Annotated in this window: 18 protein-coding genes; 11 read left to right on the top strand and 7 right to left on the bottom strand. The window is 68.1% G+C overall.

Annotated elements, in window-relative coordinates; genetic code table 11:
- Positions 1-78: 78 nt before the first annotated feature.
- From ACXC9Q_RS27370 to ACXC9Q_RS27380, 3 genes are all read left to right on the top strand, one after another.
- A complete protein-coding gene (locus ACXC9Q_RS27370; RefSeq protein ID WP_457059494.1) occupies positions 79-846 on the top strand; it encodes a hypothetical protein in 768 nt (255 codons plus the stop codon).
- A 129-nt stretch (positions 847-975) separates the two neighbouring features.
- A complete protein-coding gene (locus ACXC9Q_RS27375) occupies positions 976-2,022 on the top strand; it encodes a helix-turn-helix transcriptional regulator (RefSeq protein WP_457059495.1) in 1,047 nt (348 codons plus the stop codon).
- Between the two features lie 41 nt (positions 2,023-2,063).
- Positions 2,064-2,375: an antibiotic biosynthesis monooxygenase family protein gene (locus ACXC9Q_RS27380; protein ID WP_405067804.1), complete on the top strand. Its 312-nt coding sequence runs from the start codon at positions 2,064-2,066 to the stop codon at positions 2,373-2,375.
- Between the two features lie 608 nt (positions 2,376-2,983).
- Here ACXC9Q_RS27380 and ACXC9Q_RS27385 read toward each other — a convergent pair.
- Together ACXC9Q_RS27385 and ACXC9Q_RS27390 are read right to left on the bottom strand one after the other, a co-directional pair.
- The gene (locus tag ACXC9Q_RS27385) at positions 2,984-3,283 is read right to left on the bottom strand and encodes a hypothetical protein (RefSeq protein WP_457059496.1); all 300 of its coding nucleotides are present in this window, start codon (positions 3,281-3,283) and stop codon (positions 2,984-2,986) included.
- A complete protein-coding gene (locus tag ACXC9Q_RS27390; RefSeq protein ID WP_457059497.1) occupies positions 3,240-3,770 on the bottom strand; it encodes a hypothetical protein in 531 nt (176 codons plus the stop codon). Before ACXC9Q_RS27390 ends, ACXC9Q_RS27385 begins: the two co-directional genes overlap by 44 nt.
- Positions 3,771-3,877: 107 nt before the next feature.
- On the opposite strand from ACXC9Q_RS27390, the gene ACXC9Q_RS27395 reads away from it, so the two are divergent.
- Positions 3,878-4,249 carry an effector-associated constant component EACC1 gene (locus ACXC9Q_RS27395; RefSeq protein WP_457059498.1) on the top strand — a complete coding sequence of 124 codons (372 nt, stop codon included), beginning with the start codon at positions 3,878-3,880 and terminating at the stop codon, positions 4,247-4,249.
- A 466-nt stretch (positions 4,250-4,715) separates the two neighbouring features.
- Here ACXC9Q_RS27395 and ACXC9Q_RS27400 read toward each other — a convergent pair whose 3' ends face one another.
- A complete protein-coding gene (locus tag ACXC9Q_RS27400) occupies positions 4,716-5,846 on the bottom strand; it encodes an epoxide hydrolase family protein (RefSeq protein WP_457059499.1) in 1,131 nt (376 codons plus the stop codon).
- 54 nt (positions 5,847-5,900) lie between these two features.
- Here ACXC9Q_RS27400 and ACXC9Q_RS27405 point away from each other — a divergent pair, with 54 nt between their 5' ends.
- Positions 5,901-6,896, top strand: a complete 996-nt coding sequence (locus tag ACXC9Q_RS27405; RefSeq protein ID WP_329479246.1) for a helix-turn-helix transcriptional regulator — start codon at positions 5,901-5,903, stop codon at positions 6,894-6,896.
- A 196-nt stretch (positions 6,897-7,092) separates the two neighbouring features.
- Here ACXC9Q_RS27405 and ACXC9Q_RS27410 read toward each other — a convergent pair whose 3' ends face one another.
- On the bottom strand, positions 7,093-7,743 hold the full coding sequence (locus tag ACXC9Q_RS27410; RefSeq protein WP_457059500.1) for a response regulator: 651 nt from the start codon (positions 7,741-7,743) through the stop codon (positions 7,093-7,095).
- Positions 7,740-9,845: a histidine kinase gene (locus ACXC9Q_RS27415; RefSeq protein WP_457059501.1), complete on the bottom strand. Its 2,106-nt coding sequence runs from the start codon at positions 9,843-9,845 to the stop codon at positions 7,740-7,742. The genes ACXC9Q_RS27410 and ACXC9Q_RS27415 overlap by 4 nt, the downstream gene beginning before the upstream one ends.
- 166 nt (positions 9,846-10,011) lie before the next feature.
- Here ACXC9Q_RS27415 and ACXC9Q_RS27420 point away from each other — a divergent pair, with 166 nt between their 5' ends.
- The 3 genes from ACXC9Q_RS27420 (at position 10,012) to ACXC9Q_RS27430 (ending at position 11,959) form a co-directional block, all read left to right on the top strand.
- Positions 10,012-10,356, top strand: coding sequence for a hypothetical protein (locus ACXC9Q_RS27420; RefSeq protein WP_457059502.1), 345 nt, complete (start codon positions 10,012-10,014; stop codon positions 10,354-10,356).
- On the top strand, positions 10,353-11,039 hold the full coding sequence (locus ACXC9Q_RS27425; RefSeq protein WP_457059503.1) for a hypothetical protein: 687 nt from the start codon (positions 10,353-10,355) through the stop codon (positions 11,037-11,039). Before ACXC9Q_RS27420 ends, ACXC9Q_RS27425 begins: the two co-directional genes overlap by 4 nt.
- 65 nt (positions 11,040-11,104) lie before the next feature.
- Positions 11,105-11,959 carry a methyltransferase domain-containing protein gene (locus tag ACXC9Q_RS27430; RefSeq protein WP_457059504.1) on the top strand — a complete coding sequence of 285 codons (855 nt, stop codon included), beginning with the start codon at positions 11,105-11,107 and terminating at the stop codon, positions 11,957-11,959.
- Here the strand turns inward: ACXC9Q_RS27430 and ACXC9Q_RS27435 are convergent.
- Positions 11,931-12,764, bottom strand: coding sequence for an alpha/beta hydrolase family protein (locus ACXC9Q_RS27435; RefSeq protein ID WP_457059505.1), 834 nt, complete (start codon positions 12,762-12,764; stop codon positions 11,931-11,933). The two genes, ACXC9Q_RS27430 and ACXC9Q_RS27435, sit on opposite strands and share 29 nt — an antisense overlap.
- Between ACXC9Q_RS27435 and ACXC9Q_RS27440 the strand changes: the two genes are divergently transcribed.
- Entirely contained in the window at positions 12,748-14,028 is a 1,281-nt protein-coding gene (locus ACXC9Q_RS27440) for a hypothetical protein (RefSeq protein WP_457059506.1), read from the top strand. The two genes, ACXC9Q_RS27435 and ACXC9Q_RS27440, sit on opposite strands and share 17 nt — an antisense overlap.
- Here the strand turns inward: ACXC9Q_RS27440 and ACXC9Q_RS27445 are convergent.
- Positions 14,025-14,951, bottom strand: a complete 927-nt coding sequence (locus ACXC9Q_RS27445) for a DMT family transporter (protein ID WP_457059507.1) — start codon at positions 14,949-14,951, stop codon at positions 14,025-14,027. The two genes, ACXC9Q_RS27440 and ACXC9Q_RS27445, sit on opposite strands and share 4 nt — an antisense overlap.
- A gap of 78 nt (positions 14,952-15,029) precedes the next feature.
- On the opposite strand from ACXC9Q_RS27445, the gene ACXC9Q_RS27450 reads away from it, so the two are divergent.
- Both ACXC9Q_RS27450 and ACXC9Q_RS27455 read left to right on the top strand, forming a co-directional pair.
- Positions 15,030-15,980, top strand: a complete 951-nt coding sequence (locus ACXC9Q_RS27450) for a LysR family transcriptional regulator (protein ID WP_457059508.1) — start codon at positions 15,030-15,032, stop codon at positions 15,978-15,980.
- 205 nt (positions 15,981-16,185) lie between these two features.
- A complete protein-coding gene (locus ACXC9Q_RS27455) occupies positions 16,186-17,550 on the top strand; it encodes an FAD-binding oxidoreductase (protein WP_457059509.1) in 1,365 nt (454 codons plus the stop codon).
- Positions 17,551-17,572: the final 22 nt, after the last annotated feature.

Below are 17,572 nucleotides of genomic sequence, written 5' to 3' on the forward strand. Positions count from 1 at the left end.
CGCGTCCGTAGGCGGACTCCTCCCCGCCTAGGCGGAGGACTGGCGCCGGGGACCACTTGGTTAGTTAGAGAGGGCTGAATGCGATTCACGATGGATGGCGAGCAGTTCGACCTCACCGCTGACCAGGTGCGTGCTCGGCTCGCGTCGTACGAACCAGCGGATATCAAGCAGCATTGGGTTGAGGTCGATGGCAGACGGTGGCCGGTAAAGCAGGTGATCGCGATTGCGACCGGCGTCGACAAGGGCCGATTCGTGTCTGGGACGGCTCGGCGTCACTTGCGCAATATGGGCTTCGTTACCAGTGGCGATGGGGAGCAGCTGCCCTCGATTTCGCGGAGACGGAAGGGCGGATTCGATCCGTCGACGTTGCCGAACCTCGACCGGGTCACTGTGTCGGTGTCGTTCGTCTGGCGCGATGCCGGGCAGATCACGCTTGACCAACGAGGCCTGCCGACCTTTCCTCCGCTGCCGAAGGAACCTGGGCTATATCGGTTCGACTTCGGGTCAGTGGACGGTGGCACGGCTCACACCGTCTACATCGGTGAGTCGCAGGAACTTGCCAGGCGCGGGGGGAACTACCGCAACGCCAAGTCGGACCGTTCGACTCAGCGCACCAGTCGACGAATTCATACAGACCTGGTCAGACATCTATCTCGCGGAGGGCAGGTCCACCTAGCCATCAGCGTCGATGTCTTCCTGGGCATCGATGGTGATCCTGTCGACCTCCGAGCGAAGTCGGCCCGGCGCTTGGCTGAGAACGCAGCCGTGTTGCTTGCCCAGCTGGACCCGGGCCTCACTGTGTTGAACATCGACACCGACCTAGAGGCACCATCCACCGAGGCGTAAGCCGGGTCATCAGGCGTCGTCGCGGCGTTGGAGTAACCGCAATCGCCACCAACGGCGCGGTAGGGCGCTAGGTAACGTGCGTCGGGATCACGGAAGTCCTTCTTCCGCGATTGGTGGGACCATGGCGGGATGTTGGAGACGTCGGCTCGGTTGCTTCGGGTGTTGTCGTTGTTGCAGGCGCGGCGGGATTGGGGCGGGGCGGAGTTGGCGGGGCGGTTGGGGGTCTCTGCGCGGACTTTGCGGACTGATGTTGAGCGGTTGAGGTCGCTTGGGTATCCGGTGGAGGGGCGGTCCGGGGTCGGGGGTGGGTATCGGTTGGGGGCTGGTGGGGTTTTGCCTCCCTTGTTGTTGGATGACGAGGAGGCGGTGGCTGTGGCGGTGGGGTTGCGGACTGCTGCGGCTGGGGGTTTGGCCGGGGTTGAGGAGACGTCGGTGCGGGCGTTGGTGAAGTTGGAGCAGGTTTTGCCGGGGCGGTTGCGGGGGCGGGTGCGGGCGGTTTCGGCGGCGACGGTGGCGGTGGGTGGGGCGGGGCCGCGGGTTGATGCTGAGGTGTTGACGGGGATTGCGGGGGCGATTCGGGATCGGGAGCGGTTGCGGTTCGACTACGCCGGCGGGTCTGGTGGGGTGTGGGGTGAGGAACCGCGTGGTGATGAGGGTGATGCGCAGGACATCACCAATGCAGCTGACAACTCCAGCGACGCAAGCGGTGGCGGCGTGCGGCCGCCGCGGTTGGTGGAGCCGCATCGGTTGGTGGCTTGGGGTCGGCGGTGGTATTTGGTTGCCTGGGACAACGGGCGGGAGGGGTGGCGGACGTTTCGGGTGGATCGGATGGCGATCAGGACGCCCAACGGGGCTCGCTTCAACCCGCGGGAGTTGCCTGAGGAGGATGTGGCGGAGTTCGTACGGCGGTCTGTGGGGGAGGCGTCGTGGCAGTACCGGGCTCGGGTGAAGGTGTTCGCATCGGCGGAGTACGTGAAGAATCGGATGCCGATTCCGATCGAGCCTGAGGTGATCGACGAGAGCGCGTGCATCGTCGAGTTGGGCTCGGATGATCCGCGTCAGTTGGCTGTGTGGTTGGGGCTGATGGATGCGGACTTCGACGTACTTGATGCTCCCGAGTTGGCTGCTGCGGTCCGGGAGCTCGGCGATCGGTACCACCGCGCTGCCGGCGGGTGAAGATCAGGTCTTACGCTGAGACCGGGTGGAGGGAGTGGCGGATGATTGCGCGGATCTGGCGGACCGGGGTGGACGAGAGCCGGGGCGAGGAGTACGACGCGTTCGCGGTGGAGCGGTCGTTGCCGATGTTCCGGAGGCAGCCGGGGTGTCGGGCTGTGTTCTTCGTGCGGACCAAGGACGGGCGGGCGGCGATCACTTTCTGGCAGGACCTGGCCGCCGCCGAGGCACTGCTGAGCTCGAAGGACTACCTCGAAACGGTTGACGCGATCCTGGCAGCCGGCTTCCTGCGTCCACCACAGTCGGTCGAACTCCTACCAGTCGACCAGCTCTGGCTCGCGCCTGACTTGGTCTGATCCCGGTCACAGCGCGCGGCCTGGTGGCCCGTTTCGGCGCGGTGCGTCTGATCGCTTCTGGCCGGTCGGTTGGGTGGTGACGGCTCCGCGGGCGGGTGCCATGTCGCCGGCTGCAGCGAGGGCGGCACGGAGGTCCGCTGGGAGCGGTTGGCGGATCGGGGCGGCCGCGCTCGTTTGAGGGGTGGTGGCGGCTCGGACTCCGCGAAGTCGTGCGCCGGCCCGGCGGCCTAGGCGGGCCGCAGCCTCCTCAAAAGGGCGGTCGCCACCGCGGTGTGCGAAGACGACCACTTGTCGGTACGGCGGCCCGCCGTCCTCTGGCTCGAATTCGCGGTAAATGAGTCGATGGGATGGGCCGAGCTCGATGTTGTGGCGGGTCTCGGGAACGACTGCGAGCTTGATCTCCGCACAGTCGCTGAGGTCGTGCCGGCGATAGCTCAGGCGCTTGCCGTCGAACTCCTCTTCCCGACCATCGGCGAGGGCACGAAGACCAGCCTGCAGCGCGTGGAACTCTCGCGTCCGCAGGCCGCCAGGTCCTTGTGTCTTGGCAGCGTGACTCAGGGCCGCGAGTCGTTGCATGACCTCCGGCAGGAGCACGAGGCGGTACTGCGTCACCGCGGCTTGAAGTCGGAGTCGTCGATCTCTTCGTCGAGATCCCAGCCGATCTGCGCAGCGGCTTCCTCGAGCGGGATCGACGGCTGCGGATCGGCGAGTCGTTGGCGGGCAAGCTCGTACGCGTGGTCGAAGCCGTCTTCGTCCGCGGCGATGGCGTCGAGCCGACGCCAGATCTCCCAGGAAACGACTACGCCTTCAGGCTGGCCGGCGTCGCCGAAGATCAGGGGCTCGGTTTGGCCGGACCGGAAGAGGTTAAGGACGTTGGGCAGGTTCTTCGACGCCTCCGAGGTGGACACCACCCAGACGCGTTCCCCGTCGGGGAGGAGGTACGGCGTTTCGTCGGGGTCCATGGCTGTCCTTCCGTGGATGACCGGTCGTGTTCAGGATAGGAGTCGGGCGCTGGTCGGGACTGGAGTTATCCACAAGGGTTGGCTCCTTCGGGAGGTCGGAGTCGTCTATTGGTTCGTCGAGGTTCCAGCCGAACTCGGCGGCGACCTGTTCCAAGGGAATTGAGGGGCGGGGGTCGGCTAGGCGGGCGCGCACTATGGCGTAGGTGGTGTCGAAGCCTTCTTCGTCGAAGACTCGGGTGTCGAGGGCTCGCCAGAGTTCGAAGGGGACGACGACGCCTTCCGGTTCGCCGGCGTCTCCGAAGATCAGGGGGTCGAGGTGGCCGAAGCGGAAGCGTTCGAGCATGTGGGGGAGGAGTTCGGCGGCGGTGGGTGTCTTGATGACCCAGACGCGTTCTCCGTCGGGGAGGAGGTACGGGGTTTCGTCGGAGTCCACGGATTGTCCTTCCGCTCGGGTGGGCTTCTTCAGGAGAATAGGGCTTGCGTGCCGCCCACGAGCGGAGTTATCCACAGGGGGCCTTGGGCAACTGATGGGAGTGGCAGATGGGTGAAGGGCACTGGGTTGAGGTTCGGGTCGTCCCTGAGCCGGAACTGGATGAGAAGCGGTGTTTGAAGGCCGTTCGGCAGTTGCGGAGGGAACTGGCTGAGGAGGGGTTGCCTACGCAGGATGTGGTGGAGCGGCCGGGTGGGTTGGCTCAGGATGATGGGTCTCTCGCGATTGCGGTGGCGTTGGTGGGGGCGGGTGGGGTGGTGCCGACGTTGGTCGCCGTACTGCGGGATTGGATTGAGCGGCGGAAGAGTCCGGGGAAGATCGTTGTGACGCTGGGAGACGATTCGATCGAGATGGAGCGACCGACGTTCGATGAGCGGGCGGAGGTGCTCGAGGCGTTCTTGAACCGCCATCAGGGGAAGTAGGAACCCAGACGTTGTCCGGTCGGCGGCGCGGGCGTAGCGTCGATAGCGGGATTCTGGCGACGTGGCTGGCGGGGAGCTGGTGCGGAGCGCGCCGGGGGGCGGGCGACGCATGGTGTCGCGTGGGGGGAAGTCACGCGACCGTGCCGTGAGGAGACTGCCTGGTTCGAGGGGCGGGCCAGGGATGAGGATCTCCGAGGGGGGAACGTGATGAGGTCTTCGTTGGGGTGCCGGCCTGTGGGTCGGTGCAGGATTCGGGAACACCTCGCTCAGCGAGCCGTCCGTTGTGGTCAAGGCGCCTGTCGATGCCAGTACGGCGCTCGGCTGCAGCGGACCTGGTGGCGGCAACACCACAGCGCCTGAGGTCTGCCCGGAGAAGGAAGCTCTGCCCGGACGTCCCTCCAGAAGGGTGGAGCCCAAAGGAGCCCGGGGTGCGCAAGCACTCCGGGCTCCCTGCGCCGCGGTGGGCTTAGAGGTTGCGGAAGAAGGTCCTCAGGTCGGCGGTGAGGTCGTCGGGGCGTTCGAGAGCGGCGTAGTGACCACCGTCCTTGAAGTTCGACCAGTGGACGATGTTGGTGTTGTCGCGTTCGGCCAGCGGACGGATCGTCTTGAAGTCGTCGGCGAAGACCGCGACACCGGTCGGCGCGTTGTTGAGCTGCGGCTCGGTGCCGGCGTGCGCCTCTTCGTAGTGGTAGCGGCCGGCGGCGGCCGAGGTGTTGGTGAACCAGTACAGCGAGACCTCGGTGAGGATCTGGTCCCGGGTGACCAGGCTGGTCCCGTTGCCGAAGCTGTTGAAGAGTTCGTTCCAGGCCAGTTGCCCGACCGGTGAGTCGGAGATGCCGACGGCAACGGTCTGCGGCCGGGTGGAGTTGATCGCGTTGTACCCACCGACCGACTGGAACCACTTCAGGTGCTCCAGCGCCGCGTAGTCCTCCGGCGTGAACTTCTCGAACTCGGCCGGGTCGCCCGACGGGAACGAGAACAGCTGCAACACGTGCAGACCAAGGAAACCAGGAGGATTGAGCAGGCCGAGCTCCCGCGAGACCATGGCGCCCCCGTCGGAGCCGTGCGAGCCGTACGAGTCGTACCCGAGGCGACGCATCAGGGTGTCGAAGGTCCGGGCGACCCGGGCCATCGTCCAGCCGCGGTCGACGAGCGGCGTACTGAACCCGAAGCCCGGGATCGACGGGACGACGACCGAGAAGGCGTCGGCGTCTGATCCGCCGTACGACGAGGGGTCGGTCAGCGGGCCGATCATGTCGAGGAAGTCGACGAACGAACCCGGGTAGGTGTGGACCAGCAGCAGCGGCGTCGCGCCCTCGACCTTCGACGGGACGTGGATGAAGTGGACGGTCTGGCCGTCGATCTCGGTCAGGTAGTGCGGGAACTCGTTCATCCGCGCTTCCTGGGCCCGCCAGTCGAACCCGTTCTGCCAGTGGTCGACCATCTCGCGGAGGTAGTGGTTCGGAGTGCCGTACTCCCAGTCGTCGCCGGGAACGGGCACGGGCAGCCGCGTCCGCGCGAGGCGGGCGAGCAGATCGTCCAGGTCGGCCTGGGCGATGTCGACGGTGAAGGGCCGGATGCTCTCGTTCGTGTTCATGGCTTTACCGTAGAATCCGTATAGGAACATTACTTTCCTACTTAGGAGACGGATTTGCTGGAGACTTCGTCGCGGCTGCTGTCTCTGCTGGCGCTGCTGCAGTCGCGCCCGGCCTGGACCGGCACCGAACTGGCCGAGCGGCTGGAGGTGACGACGCGGACGGTTCGCAACGACATCGACCGGCTCCGCGAGTTGGGCTACCCGGTCGACGCGACCCGCGGCCCGGCGGGCCACTACCAGCTCGGCGTCGGCGCGAAACTCCCGCCGCTGCTGCTGGACGACGAGGAGGCCGTGGCGGTCGCGGTCGGATTGCGTACGGGCGCCGGCGTCGCCGGGATGGCTGACAGCAGTGCGCGGGCGTTGACGAAGCTCGAGCAGGTCCTGCCACATCGGCTCCGGCGCCAGGTGAACGCGATCCACCGGGCGATGTCGAAGGGGCCGGACAACACCGGCTCGAACGTCGAGGATCCCGAGATCGACCCGGCCACGCTGACCGCGATCGCGGCCTGTATCCGCGACGAGCACTACGTGCGGTTCGACTACTCGATCCCTACCGGTGCACTGATGCGTGGCGCCGGATCGGGCCGGAGCTCCGATCTGCCGATCCTGGTCGAGCCGTACCGCTTGGTGAGCTGGCAGCGGTACTGGTACCTCGTCGCGCGGGACGAGACCGGCGACTGGCGGACGTACCGGGTCGACTGGATGTCGTTGCGGATGGCAACAGGCCGGCGCTATCAGCCCCGCCCGATGCCGGCCGACGACTACACCGACTTCGTGCTGCGGGACGTCGCGACGACCGGATGGCAGGTGCACGCCCGGATCACGGTGTTCGCGCCGGCCCAGGAGGTGCTGTCCCGGATCCACGCCGCGGTCGGGATCGTCGAGTCGGTCGACGACAGTACGAGCGTCCTCGTCACCGGCGCCGATTCGCTCGAGATCATCGCCGTCTACATCGGCATGCTCGGCCTCGACTTCCACGTCGACGGCCCGCCCGCTCTGCTCGACCACCTCGAAAGCCTCGGCACCCGCTACCTCAACGCGATCCGCTGAGCCTCGCGCACCGTCTCGCTCCGCGACGACCGCCGCCGACGGCCGCTTTGCGGTAAGAAATCGTCAATGAGCGCCAATTTCTTACCGCAAACCTGGCAGGACCCCCGCTCCAGGCGGAGGCTGCTCGGCCTCGACTTCCACGTCGACGGCCCGCCCGCCCTGCTCACCCACCTCGAAACCATCGGTACCCGCTTCCTCAACGCGATTCGCCATCTATACCGAGGCCGGCGTTGCGGGCCTGGACGATGGCGGCGGAGCGGTCGGCGATGCCTAGTTTGGTGAAGATGGCGGAGACGTTGTTGGCGACTGTCTTCGAGGCGAGGTCGAGGCGGTCGGCGATGGCGGAGTTGGACAGACCGGCGGCGAGCAGGTCCAGGATCTGGCGTTCGCGCGAGGTGAGTTCCGGGAACGGCTCGGCCGCGGGAGGCGGTGCGGAGAAGAAGCCGAGCATGCGCCGCGCGACGCCCGGCCCGAAGATCGCCTCGCCGGCGGCGACCGCCTGGATCGCCCGGGCGATGTCCTCCTGCTCGGCGCCCTTGACCAGGTAGCCGCGAGCGCCGGCCCGCATCGCGGCGAACACCGAATCATCGTCCTCGAACATCGTCAGCACGAGTACGGCGACATCCGGCGCCGACCGCGCCAACTCACGCGTCGCAGCGAATCCGTCGAGGTCAGGCATCTGCAGATCGAGTACGGCGACATCCGGTCGCGTCGTGATCACCTCACGAACGGCCTCGCGCCCGGTCGACGCGACCCCGACCACCTCGATGCCGTCCAGCGACGTCAGCAGCGCCGCAAGACCCGCCCGGACCACCGGATGGTCATCGGCCAGCACGACGCGAATCATCTGTGCTCCAGGGGGAAACTCGCATGCACGACCCCACCACGCGGTGTCGGACCAGCCTCGAACTTCCCGCCCAGCTCGGCGGCGCGCTCCCGCATGGCATGCAGGCCGACACCGGGACGCCAAGCCCCGTTCGGCGGACCGTCGTCGCTCACTTCGATCTCCAGGTCGGTACCACAGCGCAACGCTAGTACGGCGGACGTCGCGCGCGAGTGACGTACGACGTTCGTCAGCGCCTCGGTCGCGATCCGATAAGCAGCGACCTCGAGGGCCGCAGGCAGCACAGGCAGTCCATCGGCCGACACCTCCACCTGGATGAACGCGCCGTCGGCTCGGAACGACAGTTGGTCCGCCCGCTGCCGCAGCGCTCCGACCAGCCCGAGTTCGTCCAGCGCGGGTGGGCGCAGATCGTCGACAAGGCGCCGTACGTCGGAGATCGCGGTGCGGGTGTCGGCACGCAGGGTGGCGAGGAGTTCGTGCGCTCGGGCAGCGTCCGTGGCGACGAGGTTGGCCGCGGCGTCGGCGGTGAAGGCGACGCCGGTCAGGGTCGGGCCGAGTCCGTCGTGGAGGTCGCGGCGGATCCGGCGGCGTTCCTCTTCCCGGGCCGAGACGAGCTTCTCGCGCGATGACTGGAGTTCGTTGGACAACCGGGTCGCATGCACGGCGACGGCAAGCGGTACGGCGACCAGCGCGAGCACATTGCGGTCCGCCGACGACAGACTCGACTCGCCCGAGCGCAGTCCGACCTCGAGCGATCCGACCACTTGACCGCCGTACTTGAGATCGAGCGGCACCACGGCCCGCGGCGCGACGGCCCCCGATTCGACGGTCCGCGATTCGACGGTCCGAGATTCGACGGTCCGCGGTGAGGCGGATTGCGGTGCGTCGGCGTCCGGGGGTGTGCCGGCTTCGGCGACGATCTTATTGTCGACAATCAGAGCGGCATACGGGAGGCGGAGGGCGGAGCGGATCGCGGCGACCACGCCGGGGAGGCCCGCGGACAGTTGCTCGCCGACACGCGACGCGACGCGAGCGGGGTCGTTGCGATCGCCGTACAGGGCTCGGTCGACGAGGTGCTGGAGGCGGGGGAGGATCGGCGCGATGATCAGGGCGACGAACACCGTGACCGCGGCCGACCGCCCGACCTGGGACGCGATTAGCGAGTCGAGCAGCGCGACCAGCGCTGCATAGGCGCCGATGGCAACCAATGACAGCAGCGCCCAGGTCAGAGCTCGCGACACGACCAGCCGGATGTCGAGCAGTTGGTAGCGCACGATCGCGACCGCGACCGACGCCGGGATCAGCGGAATCGCCAGCAGGACGAGGATCGGCGTACCGGCGATGAACGCCCACGGGGTGACGAAGAGGACCGCGATGACGGATGCCAGCAGCAACCACAGGAGTTGCCGGCGGCCCATTTCGTCGGCGCGCCGGTATCTGATCAGCAGGCAGGTGATGGCCAGCAGGAACGCGACCAGGTTGCGCAGCTCGGTGGCGGTCCACAGCGGCCGGAGTTCGTCGTACGACGAGATGGCCAGGTAGCCGCGGGGAAGACCCGGGGAGATCGTGTCGCCGCTTCCGACCATCTCGAGCACGAACAGCGGTGCCGTGACGATGATGCCGATCGCTGCCCAGCGCCAGCGTGGGGAGAGCAGGCGACCGGTCGGGAAGTACAACAGCGCGAGCGGGAGGAAGAGGCCGATCGACCACGGCCAGGCTGCCAGCGCGAGGGTGCCGATCACGCGTTGGGCGGTCGTCGGGGCGCCGGCGTCGGCCAGCAGCGGGGCGAGGGTTCCACCCAAAGCCGTCGTGGCGTGACCGATGCCGTCGGCGATGAAGAGCCAGCCGATCGGGTTCGCCGGCCGGTGCCAGGCGATCACCAGTCCGCACAGTCCGAACGTCAGACCCATCAGCCCGTTCGTCACCACGAACGCGTCCAGCAGGTCCTGCCAGCCCCAGCCGATCACCGCGGCGAACACCAGAGCCGCGATCACCTCGGCGATGGCGAACGCGCCCAGACCGCCCGCGAGCATCTGCCGAGCCGGGCGGGAGCTCTCGCGCCGGCCCGCGGCTGGGCTCGAGGGTGCGCCGACGGCTGCGTTCATACCCGCAGTGTGCTCCCGGAAGTGTCCCGGCGTCTCGGGAATCCGATCCCGCGCCGCCCGGGGAACTGCCTGAACCATGGGGAACCCGCGCCCAGGCGCAGTACCGGGGTGAGCCGCGAAGGTGGAGCCATCAACGAAACCTGAGGGGGTAGGCAAGATGTCTCGGATGAACAAGGCTGGTCTGGTCGTGCTCGGCTTGCTGTCGGTGGTGGACCTGTTCGGGCCGCTGATGACGGATGGAGAGCATCCGCCGATGGTGATCGCCGTCGGCGGGTCGGTGGTCGGGCTGATCAGCCTGATCCTCCTGGCCTTCGCCTGGCAGGGAAAGCGCTGGGCGTTGGCTCCGCTGATCACGCTGCGGATCGCGTCGGCGCTGCTCGCAGTCCCCGCGTTCTTCGTGTCGGACGTGCCGGCCGGCGCGGTGGCAGCCGCGGGCGTCGGTGTCGCGGCAACAGTCTTCGGCGTCGTGGCGGTGCTCCTGCCGTCGCGTGAGCTGGTAGGTGCGCGATGACGCAGACGATGACGCGTACGACGCACGCCGACGTACGACCGGTGTCGCGATGGGTCGCGGCGCTGATCCTGCCGATCGGGCCGGCCGCGATCGCGTTGCTGCGGTACTTCCTGCCGTACGACACGGTCGACGACGTGCCGACGATCGTCAATAAGATTGTCGACAATCTGGATCGCAGTTCGCTGGTGATCTGGCTGGGCTACATCGGGATCCTCACGCTCGTCCCGGGCGCGTACTTCGTCGGAAAGGTCACCCGGCGAGGGGCACCCTGGATCACCGCGATCGCGCTGTTCCTCGTCGTACCGGGGTATCTGTCGTTGCCGTGGACGGCGGCCAGTGATCTGTTCACCTGGTCGGCGGGAACGGCGGGCCTGGACCCCGCGTCGATCACCAAGGCGGTCGACGTGACGCACGGATCGATGAATCTGGCCGGCGCGCTCTTCGTTGTCGGGCACGTGTTCGGGACGATCGTGCTGGGGCTCGCGATGTGGCGCTCGCACATCGTCGGCCGGTGGGCCGCGGTGGCGGTGATGGTGTCGCAGCCGATCCACTTCGTCGCGGCGATCATCGTGCCCAATCACACGCTGGATCTGATCGGCTGGGGTCTACAGGCAGTCGGGTTCGCGGCGGTGTCGTGGGTGATCCTGCGGATGAGCGACGACGACTGGCAACCGTTGCCCTGAAGGGAAACGGCCGTCGGGGGTGGGCTCGTCCGGCGCTACTCTCGGCCTGGTGAGAGGGAGATCAGATGACCGGGACACAGGCGGCGGACGAGCCCGCAATCGACGCGCGGCGGGGGAACTTCAGGCTGAAGCACGTCGCCGAGCAGAACATCGAGCGGCAGGCCTTCATCCTCGACGAGATGGCCGTGCAGCCCGCCGTACGAACGCTCAAGACCTGGGCTCTCGCCGAGCTTGCGCCGGCGGCGGGGGAGACCGCGGTCGACGTCGGCTCGGGGACCGGTGAGGACGTGGTCGCGTTCGCGGAGCGGGTCCGGCCGGACGGTTGCGCGGTCGGCGTCGAGCCGAGTCCAGGGCTCCGGGACGAAGCGGTACGACGTGCCGCGGGGGCACCGGTCGAGTATGTCGACGGGCGCGCGGAGGGGCTGCCGTTCGACGACGAGTCGGTGGACGTGTTGCGGTGCGAGCGGGTCCTGCAGCATGTCGACAATCCGGCCGCGGCGGTGCGGGAGATGGCGCGCGTACTGCGTCCTGGTGGGCGGATCGTGCTCATCGACACGGACTGGGCGACGGCGATCCTCCATCCGGCCGATCCCGACGTACTGCGCCGGATGGTCGACTACTTCCTCTCCGGGTCCGCGAACCCGTTCTCCGGCCGGCAACTGCGCGGTCTGCTCGCCGATGCGGGCCTCGAGATCACGGGCGAGACGGCCGGCACCACGATCGAGCCGCAGGAAGGCGCGCGCCAGGGCTTTGTCTCGATGATGCGGCTGTCGTCGGCCGAGGCCGGCGTCATCACCCCCGCCGAGGCCGATGCCTTCGCCAAAGGTCTCGCGGAGGCGGCCGATCGCGGCGCGTTCCACCTGTCACTGACGATGTACGCCGTCAGCGCGGTCAAACCCCGTGCTGTTCGAGGAACGTGACGGATCTGGCCATCGACGTCGGCCACGCCGGGCCGAAGGCGTGTTCCTCGCCCGGGTAGGTGTACATGGTCGCGTCCTTGCCGGCGGCCTTCAGGGCAGCGAGGGTTTCGCGGGACCAGGCGATCGGGCAGGTCGAGTCGGATCCGCCGTGGTGGATCAGCAGCGGCTCGGTGACGCGGTCGAAGAAGTTGACCGCGGAGAGGTTCCGCCAGAAGGCCGGGTTGCGGGACGGTTCGCCGTACGTGCGCAGGATGGTGGTCGCGATCGGGCGCTCGTTGCGGATCCAGCGGTTGAAGTTGTCGACCGCGTCTGAGCTGACCGGCGCGAACACGACCGCGGCCTTCACCAGACCGGGTTGCGCGACGAGCACGTTGTACGTGATCCCGCCGCCCATCGACCGGCCGAGCAGTCCGATCCGCTCGGGATCGACGTACTGCGAGGTCCGCAGGGCGTGGACCGCGTTGATCACGTCCTCGGTGTAGCCGAGCCGCAGGTCGAGTTCGGACCGTGGATCGTCCGACGATTGCGCGTGATTGCGGTAGTCCGTGTGCAGTACGACGTACCCGCGCCGGGCGAGGTAGTCCTGCTCCCGCATCAGGCCGCGGCCGTTGGTGTAGACGGCCGGGTCGATGAAACCGTGGTTCAGGACGAGTGCTGGATGTCGTCCAGGGGTGGTCGGGACGTTCATGATCCCGGAGATTGTCAACAATCCGCTTGTGTACGTGACGTGGTAGCGGGTGTAGGCGGCGTTGCGCGCCAGCACGCGGCCGAGGCGGAGGTTGCCGCCGTTGTACTTCTTAGTCATCAGCGCCTGCAGGGACACCGGGTGCGGCGCGGCCGGCGGTGTCGGCGTCGCTGCTGGCGTCGGGGCGGCGGTTGTCGAGCTGGCGGACGGCGTGGAGGTGGCGGTTGTCGAGGTGGCGGACGGCCTGGAGGTGGCGGACGGCGGCGGGGGCGTGGAAGCGGCGGATGGCGTGGTGGGGGTCGAGGAGGTCGCGCTCGGAGCGGGCGCAGGGGGTGCCGCGTCGTCGGTACTGCAGGCGACCACGGCCGTCATCACGAACGCGACGACTCCCGCCCACGCCATCCGCCGGTCCATGGGGTCAAGTCTGCCGTCGTACCGGCCGGAACCGGTCGAAAGTTCCCGCAACGATTGCTACCTCGCGCCCGGCCCGGGACCTCGGTGTAGGCGACCGCATCCGGTGGGTAATTCATCAGGTCGCACAGAATGCAGCATTACTGTCGCGTACCGTGCATCGTTCGCGCATTGCCGATCGGCGTGGCAGCATTTCGCTCCGGACGATTCTTCAAGGTGGGGGCTTGAAATGTCACGAGCCAAACGTGCGATTCATCGGCGCCACCGACCAGTGCTGCTCGCCGTGGGTGTGGTCGCCGCGGTGACCGTCGCCGCGGGCGTGGCGATCGCGCGGTTCGGGTCGCCGGATCAGCCGGCCGCTCAACCCACACACAGCGCGAGTCATCCGGCACACAGCGCGAGCCATTCGTTGCCCACAACGAGTTCGGCGTCCTTGCCCACCGCCGGTTCGTCGCCGAAGGGCGGAAGCAGCGCGAGTTCGGCGGCGGATGCTTGTGCGGCGGAGATCCGGACGACCGAGGCGGTGGTGGCCGCTGCCCGGACGGGTGCCGAGCACTGGCGTGAACACGTCCAAGCCAGGACGGATTTGCTGAGTGGCAAAAACCCTGAGGCGACCACAAAAGCCATCTGGAAGCGGACCCGACTCGCCGGTCCCGGTGATATCTCCGCGCTGAATTCTGCCCTTACCGCTCAAGCCAAGGCTGCGGGCGGCTGCGCGAAACTGTCGGGCAGCCCGGCAGTCGCGTGTAAGAAACGACTGACGGTCCTCGACGCGGCGGCAGCAGCAGACCGGGCGGCCGCGGCCGACTGGGCCAACCATTTGGCGATGATGGCTGCTCACGCGGCGGGAGACTTCGGCGCCGAACACGCGCAGGAAATGTGGGTCGCCGCCTGGACGCACGCTCCGCAGAACCTCACCGCGGCAGCGCGAGCCAACACAGCCCTCGCCAAAGCCCCAGCGTGTAAGCCTTAACTCCTGACCAGGTATTCGTCAGCAGGCGGTAGTGCGGTCGCAGTCGATCGGCTCGGCCATTGCACGATCAGTACGGCGGACAACACCAGCGCGCCGCCGAACCACTGGGTCGGGCTGAGGTGTTCGCCGAACACCGCGGCCGCCGCGACCACCGTCACGACGGGCTCGAGGATCGACAGAATCGAGGCCACCGACGGACCGACCCGCGCCATGCCGGCGAAGAACAACAGGATCGCCGCGACCGTACTCACCATGGCCAGCGCCGCTAGCCACAGCCATCCCACCGCGGCGAAGTCGAAGTCACCCCGAAACGGCCCGGCGTCACCCACGGCACCCCGGATCAACCCACTGACCAAGAAGGTGCCGAAAGCCCCGACACAGACCAGTGCCGCGAGCGCGAGCGGCGGCACGTCGGCTGTCGCCCGGTCGCCAACCAGGATGTACGCCGTGTAGACAATCGCCGCCCCCAGCGCCAGCACCACACCGACCGCATCGAAGCGGCCCGACATCGCCCCACCGAGCACCAGTCCGATCCCGGCCAGCGCCATCCCCAGCGCCCACACCCGCCGCCGCGACGCGCGCTCCCGGCCCAGTACGACGGCCACTGTCATCACCAGCACCGGGTAGACGTAAAGGATCAGTGCGACGAGCGAAGCGTCGATCCTGGCCAGCGCGGAGAAATACAGACCGGCTTGCGCCGCGTAGCCGAACACGCCCATGCCGAGTCCGATCAACACGGCGCGGCGGGGGAGGTTGCGCAACGCACCGCGTGCCAGCGCGACGATGAGCAACACTCCGCCGGCCAGGCCGAAGCGGACCAGAAGGAGTGCGTCCACCGACACACCAGCGTCGTAGGACAACTTGCCGAACACGGCCATCGCCCCGAACCCGGCGGCGGAAAGCAAACAGAAGAGGGCGCCCACGCCATCGATGGTCAGGCCAGTGGATTGTTCACGTCCATCGCGGCTTCCTGGACAGGACCGTGTAGCTATTCTGAACAGATGCTCGACCTGCACCGGCTCCGCCTGCTCCGCGAAGTGCACGACCGCGGCACCGTCCACGGCGCCGCGCGATCCCTCGGGTACACCCCCAGCGCGATCTCGCAGCAGCTGTCCGTGCTGGAGCGAGAAGCCGGCACCCCGCTGCTCGAACGCATCGGGCGTAACGTCCGCCTGACCGCGGCCGGCCAGGTCCTGGTGCGGCATGCGTCGACACTGCTCGAGGGCGTCGAGGCAGCCGAGGCGGAGCTCGCGTCGGTCGCCGCAGGCCGAGTGGCCGGAGTAGTCCGGATCGCGTCCTTCCAGTCCGCCTTCTTGCGCATCGTGGCGCCGGCGGTCCGAACGCTCGCCACCACTCACCCCGACATCCGCGTCGAAGCTACCGAAGCCGAGGTCGAGCAGGCCGCACCGGCCCTACGCCTGCAGCAGCTCGACGTGGTGGTCGGCGACGAGTACGACGGTCAGCCCCGGGCCGTGCACGCCGATCTGCACCGCGAGCCCTTACTACGCGAACAGATCCGCGTCGTCCTGCCTGCCGACCACCCCGAGGCCGCCGCCGACCGAGTGCCGATCGCGAGGCTGGCCGACCTCCCGTGGGCCTGCTGCCAACCGGGCACGGGCCATCGCGAGATGCAGGTCCGGGTGTGCCGCGAGCTCGGCGGCTTCGAACCTGACCTCCGCTACAGCTCCGACGACTTCCTCATCCTGCTCGAACTGGTCCGCACCACTGGAGCCGGTGCCCTTCTCCCAGACCTGGTCCTCCGCCACGGCGCCCCCGGTGTGGTCGTCCGCCCGCCGGCCGAAGGCTCCGTCGGCCGTGAGGTCTTCCTGATGACACGCCGTACCCAAACCCCACCCGTGGCCGCGGTAGCCGACGCCCTCCGCGAGGCCGCCAACGCCAACGTCGTGACGCAGCCGGACGGTGCGTCCGTCGAAGGAGCGTCGGGCGGCTAATTTAGGCATTGACGAATCGGGGGGCTGCACGAGAGTGTCGGGGTTGGGAACGGGCGAGGTCTGGGGGAGGGCCGGCTGCCCGTCGGGGGTTCGGACGCTCTCTGGGGTGAGGTTTCGCGCGACGCTCGACGGTGACGACCGGTCTGCGCGGCGTGCGTCGTACGCGTGCGCCGATCTGCGACAGGCGACGGTTCGGGGAGCGGACATGAGCACGATGGACGACTTGAGGGAACGCACCAGAGGACAGATCTTCACCGAAGGTGACGAGGGGTACGACGAGGCCCGGCGGGTCCACAACGCGATGCACGACAAGCGGCCGCAGGTCGTGGTGCGGTGCGAGAACGCCGGCGACGTGATGGCCGCCGTGGACTACGCGCGGACCAACCAGCTGGATCTGGCGGTCCGCGGCGGAGCGCACAGCGTGCCCGGGTTCGGCACGGTCGAGGGCGGCGTCGCCATCGACCTGAGCGGGATGCGCAACGTCCGGGTCAACCCGGTCAGCCGGACCGCGCGGGCCGGTGGCGGCGCGACGTGGGGCGACTTCAACGCGGCCACGCATGCCTTCGGGCTGGCCACGACCGGGGGCATCATCTCGACCACCGGTGTCGGCGGCCTGACGCTCGGCGGCGGGATCGGGTACCTGGCCCGCGGCCTCGGGCTGTCCTGCGACAACCTGATCTCGGCCGATGTGGTGACCGCGGACGGGCAGTTCCTGATCGCCAGTGAGAAGGACAACGAGGATCTGTTCTGGGCGCTGCGTGGTGGCGGTGGCAACTTCGGCGTCGTGACCGCGCTGGAGTTCCGGCTCGCGCCGGTGTCGACGATCTACGGCGGTCCAATGCTGTTCGAGATGTCCGACGCGACCGCCGTCCTGTCGGGGTTCCGGGAACTGATCAAGGACGCGCCCGAGCAGCTCGGCGGGTTCCCGGCGTTCCAGATCGCGCCGCCGCTGCCGTTCATCCCGGAGGACCGGCACGGTGAGGTGTTCACCTTCATCGTCGGGTGCTGGGCGGGCGATCCGGATGAGGGCGAGGCACAGATCTCGAAGTACCGCGAGTTCGCGCCGGTGGTCGCCGAGCACGTCGGACCGATGCCGTACCCGGCGCTGAACAGTGCCTTCGACGGGCTGGTTCCGCCTGGTCTGCAGCACTACTGGAAGGCGAACTTCGTCACCGAGCTCACCGACGAGGCGATCCAGGCCCACCTGCGGCACGCGCCCGGACTGCCGGCCGTGAACTCGACCGTGCACATCTACCCGATCAACGGCGCCTGCCATCGGGTCACGCCCGACGCGACCGCGTTCGCCTACCGGGACGCGAACTTCGCGACCGTGATCGCAGGCATGTGGCCGGACCCGGCGCAGAACGAGGCCGGCGTCGAGTGGGTTCGCTCGTACTACGACGACCTCTCGCCCCTTTCCGAGGCCGGCGGCTACATCAACTTCATGGCCGACGACGACCAGGGGCGGATCCGCGACAACTACAAGCAGAACTACGACCGGCTGGTCGAGGTGAAGCGCAAGTACGACCCGGGCAACCTGTTCCATCTGAACCAGAACATCGCGCCCTAGGCAACGAACCGCGCGGCCCGTA

The organism is Kribbella sp. CWNU-51 (genome assembly GCF_054073265.1).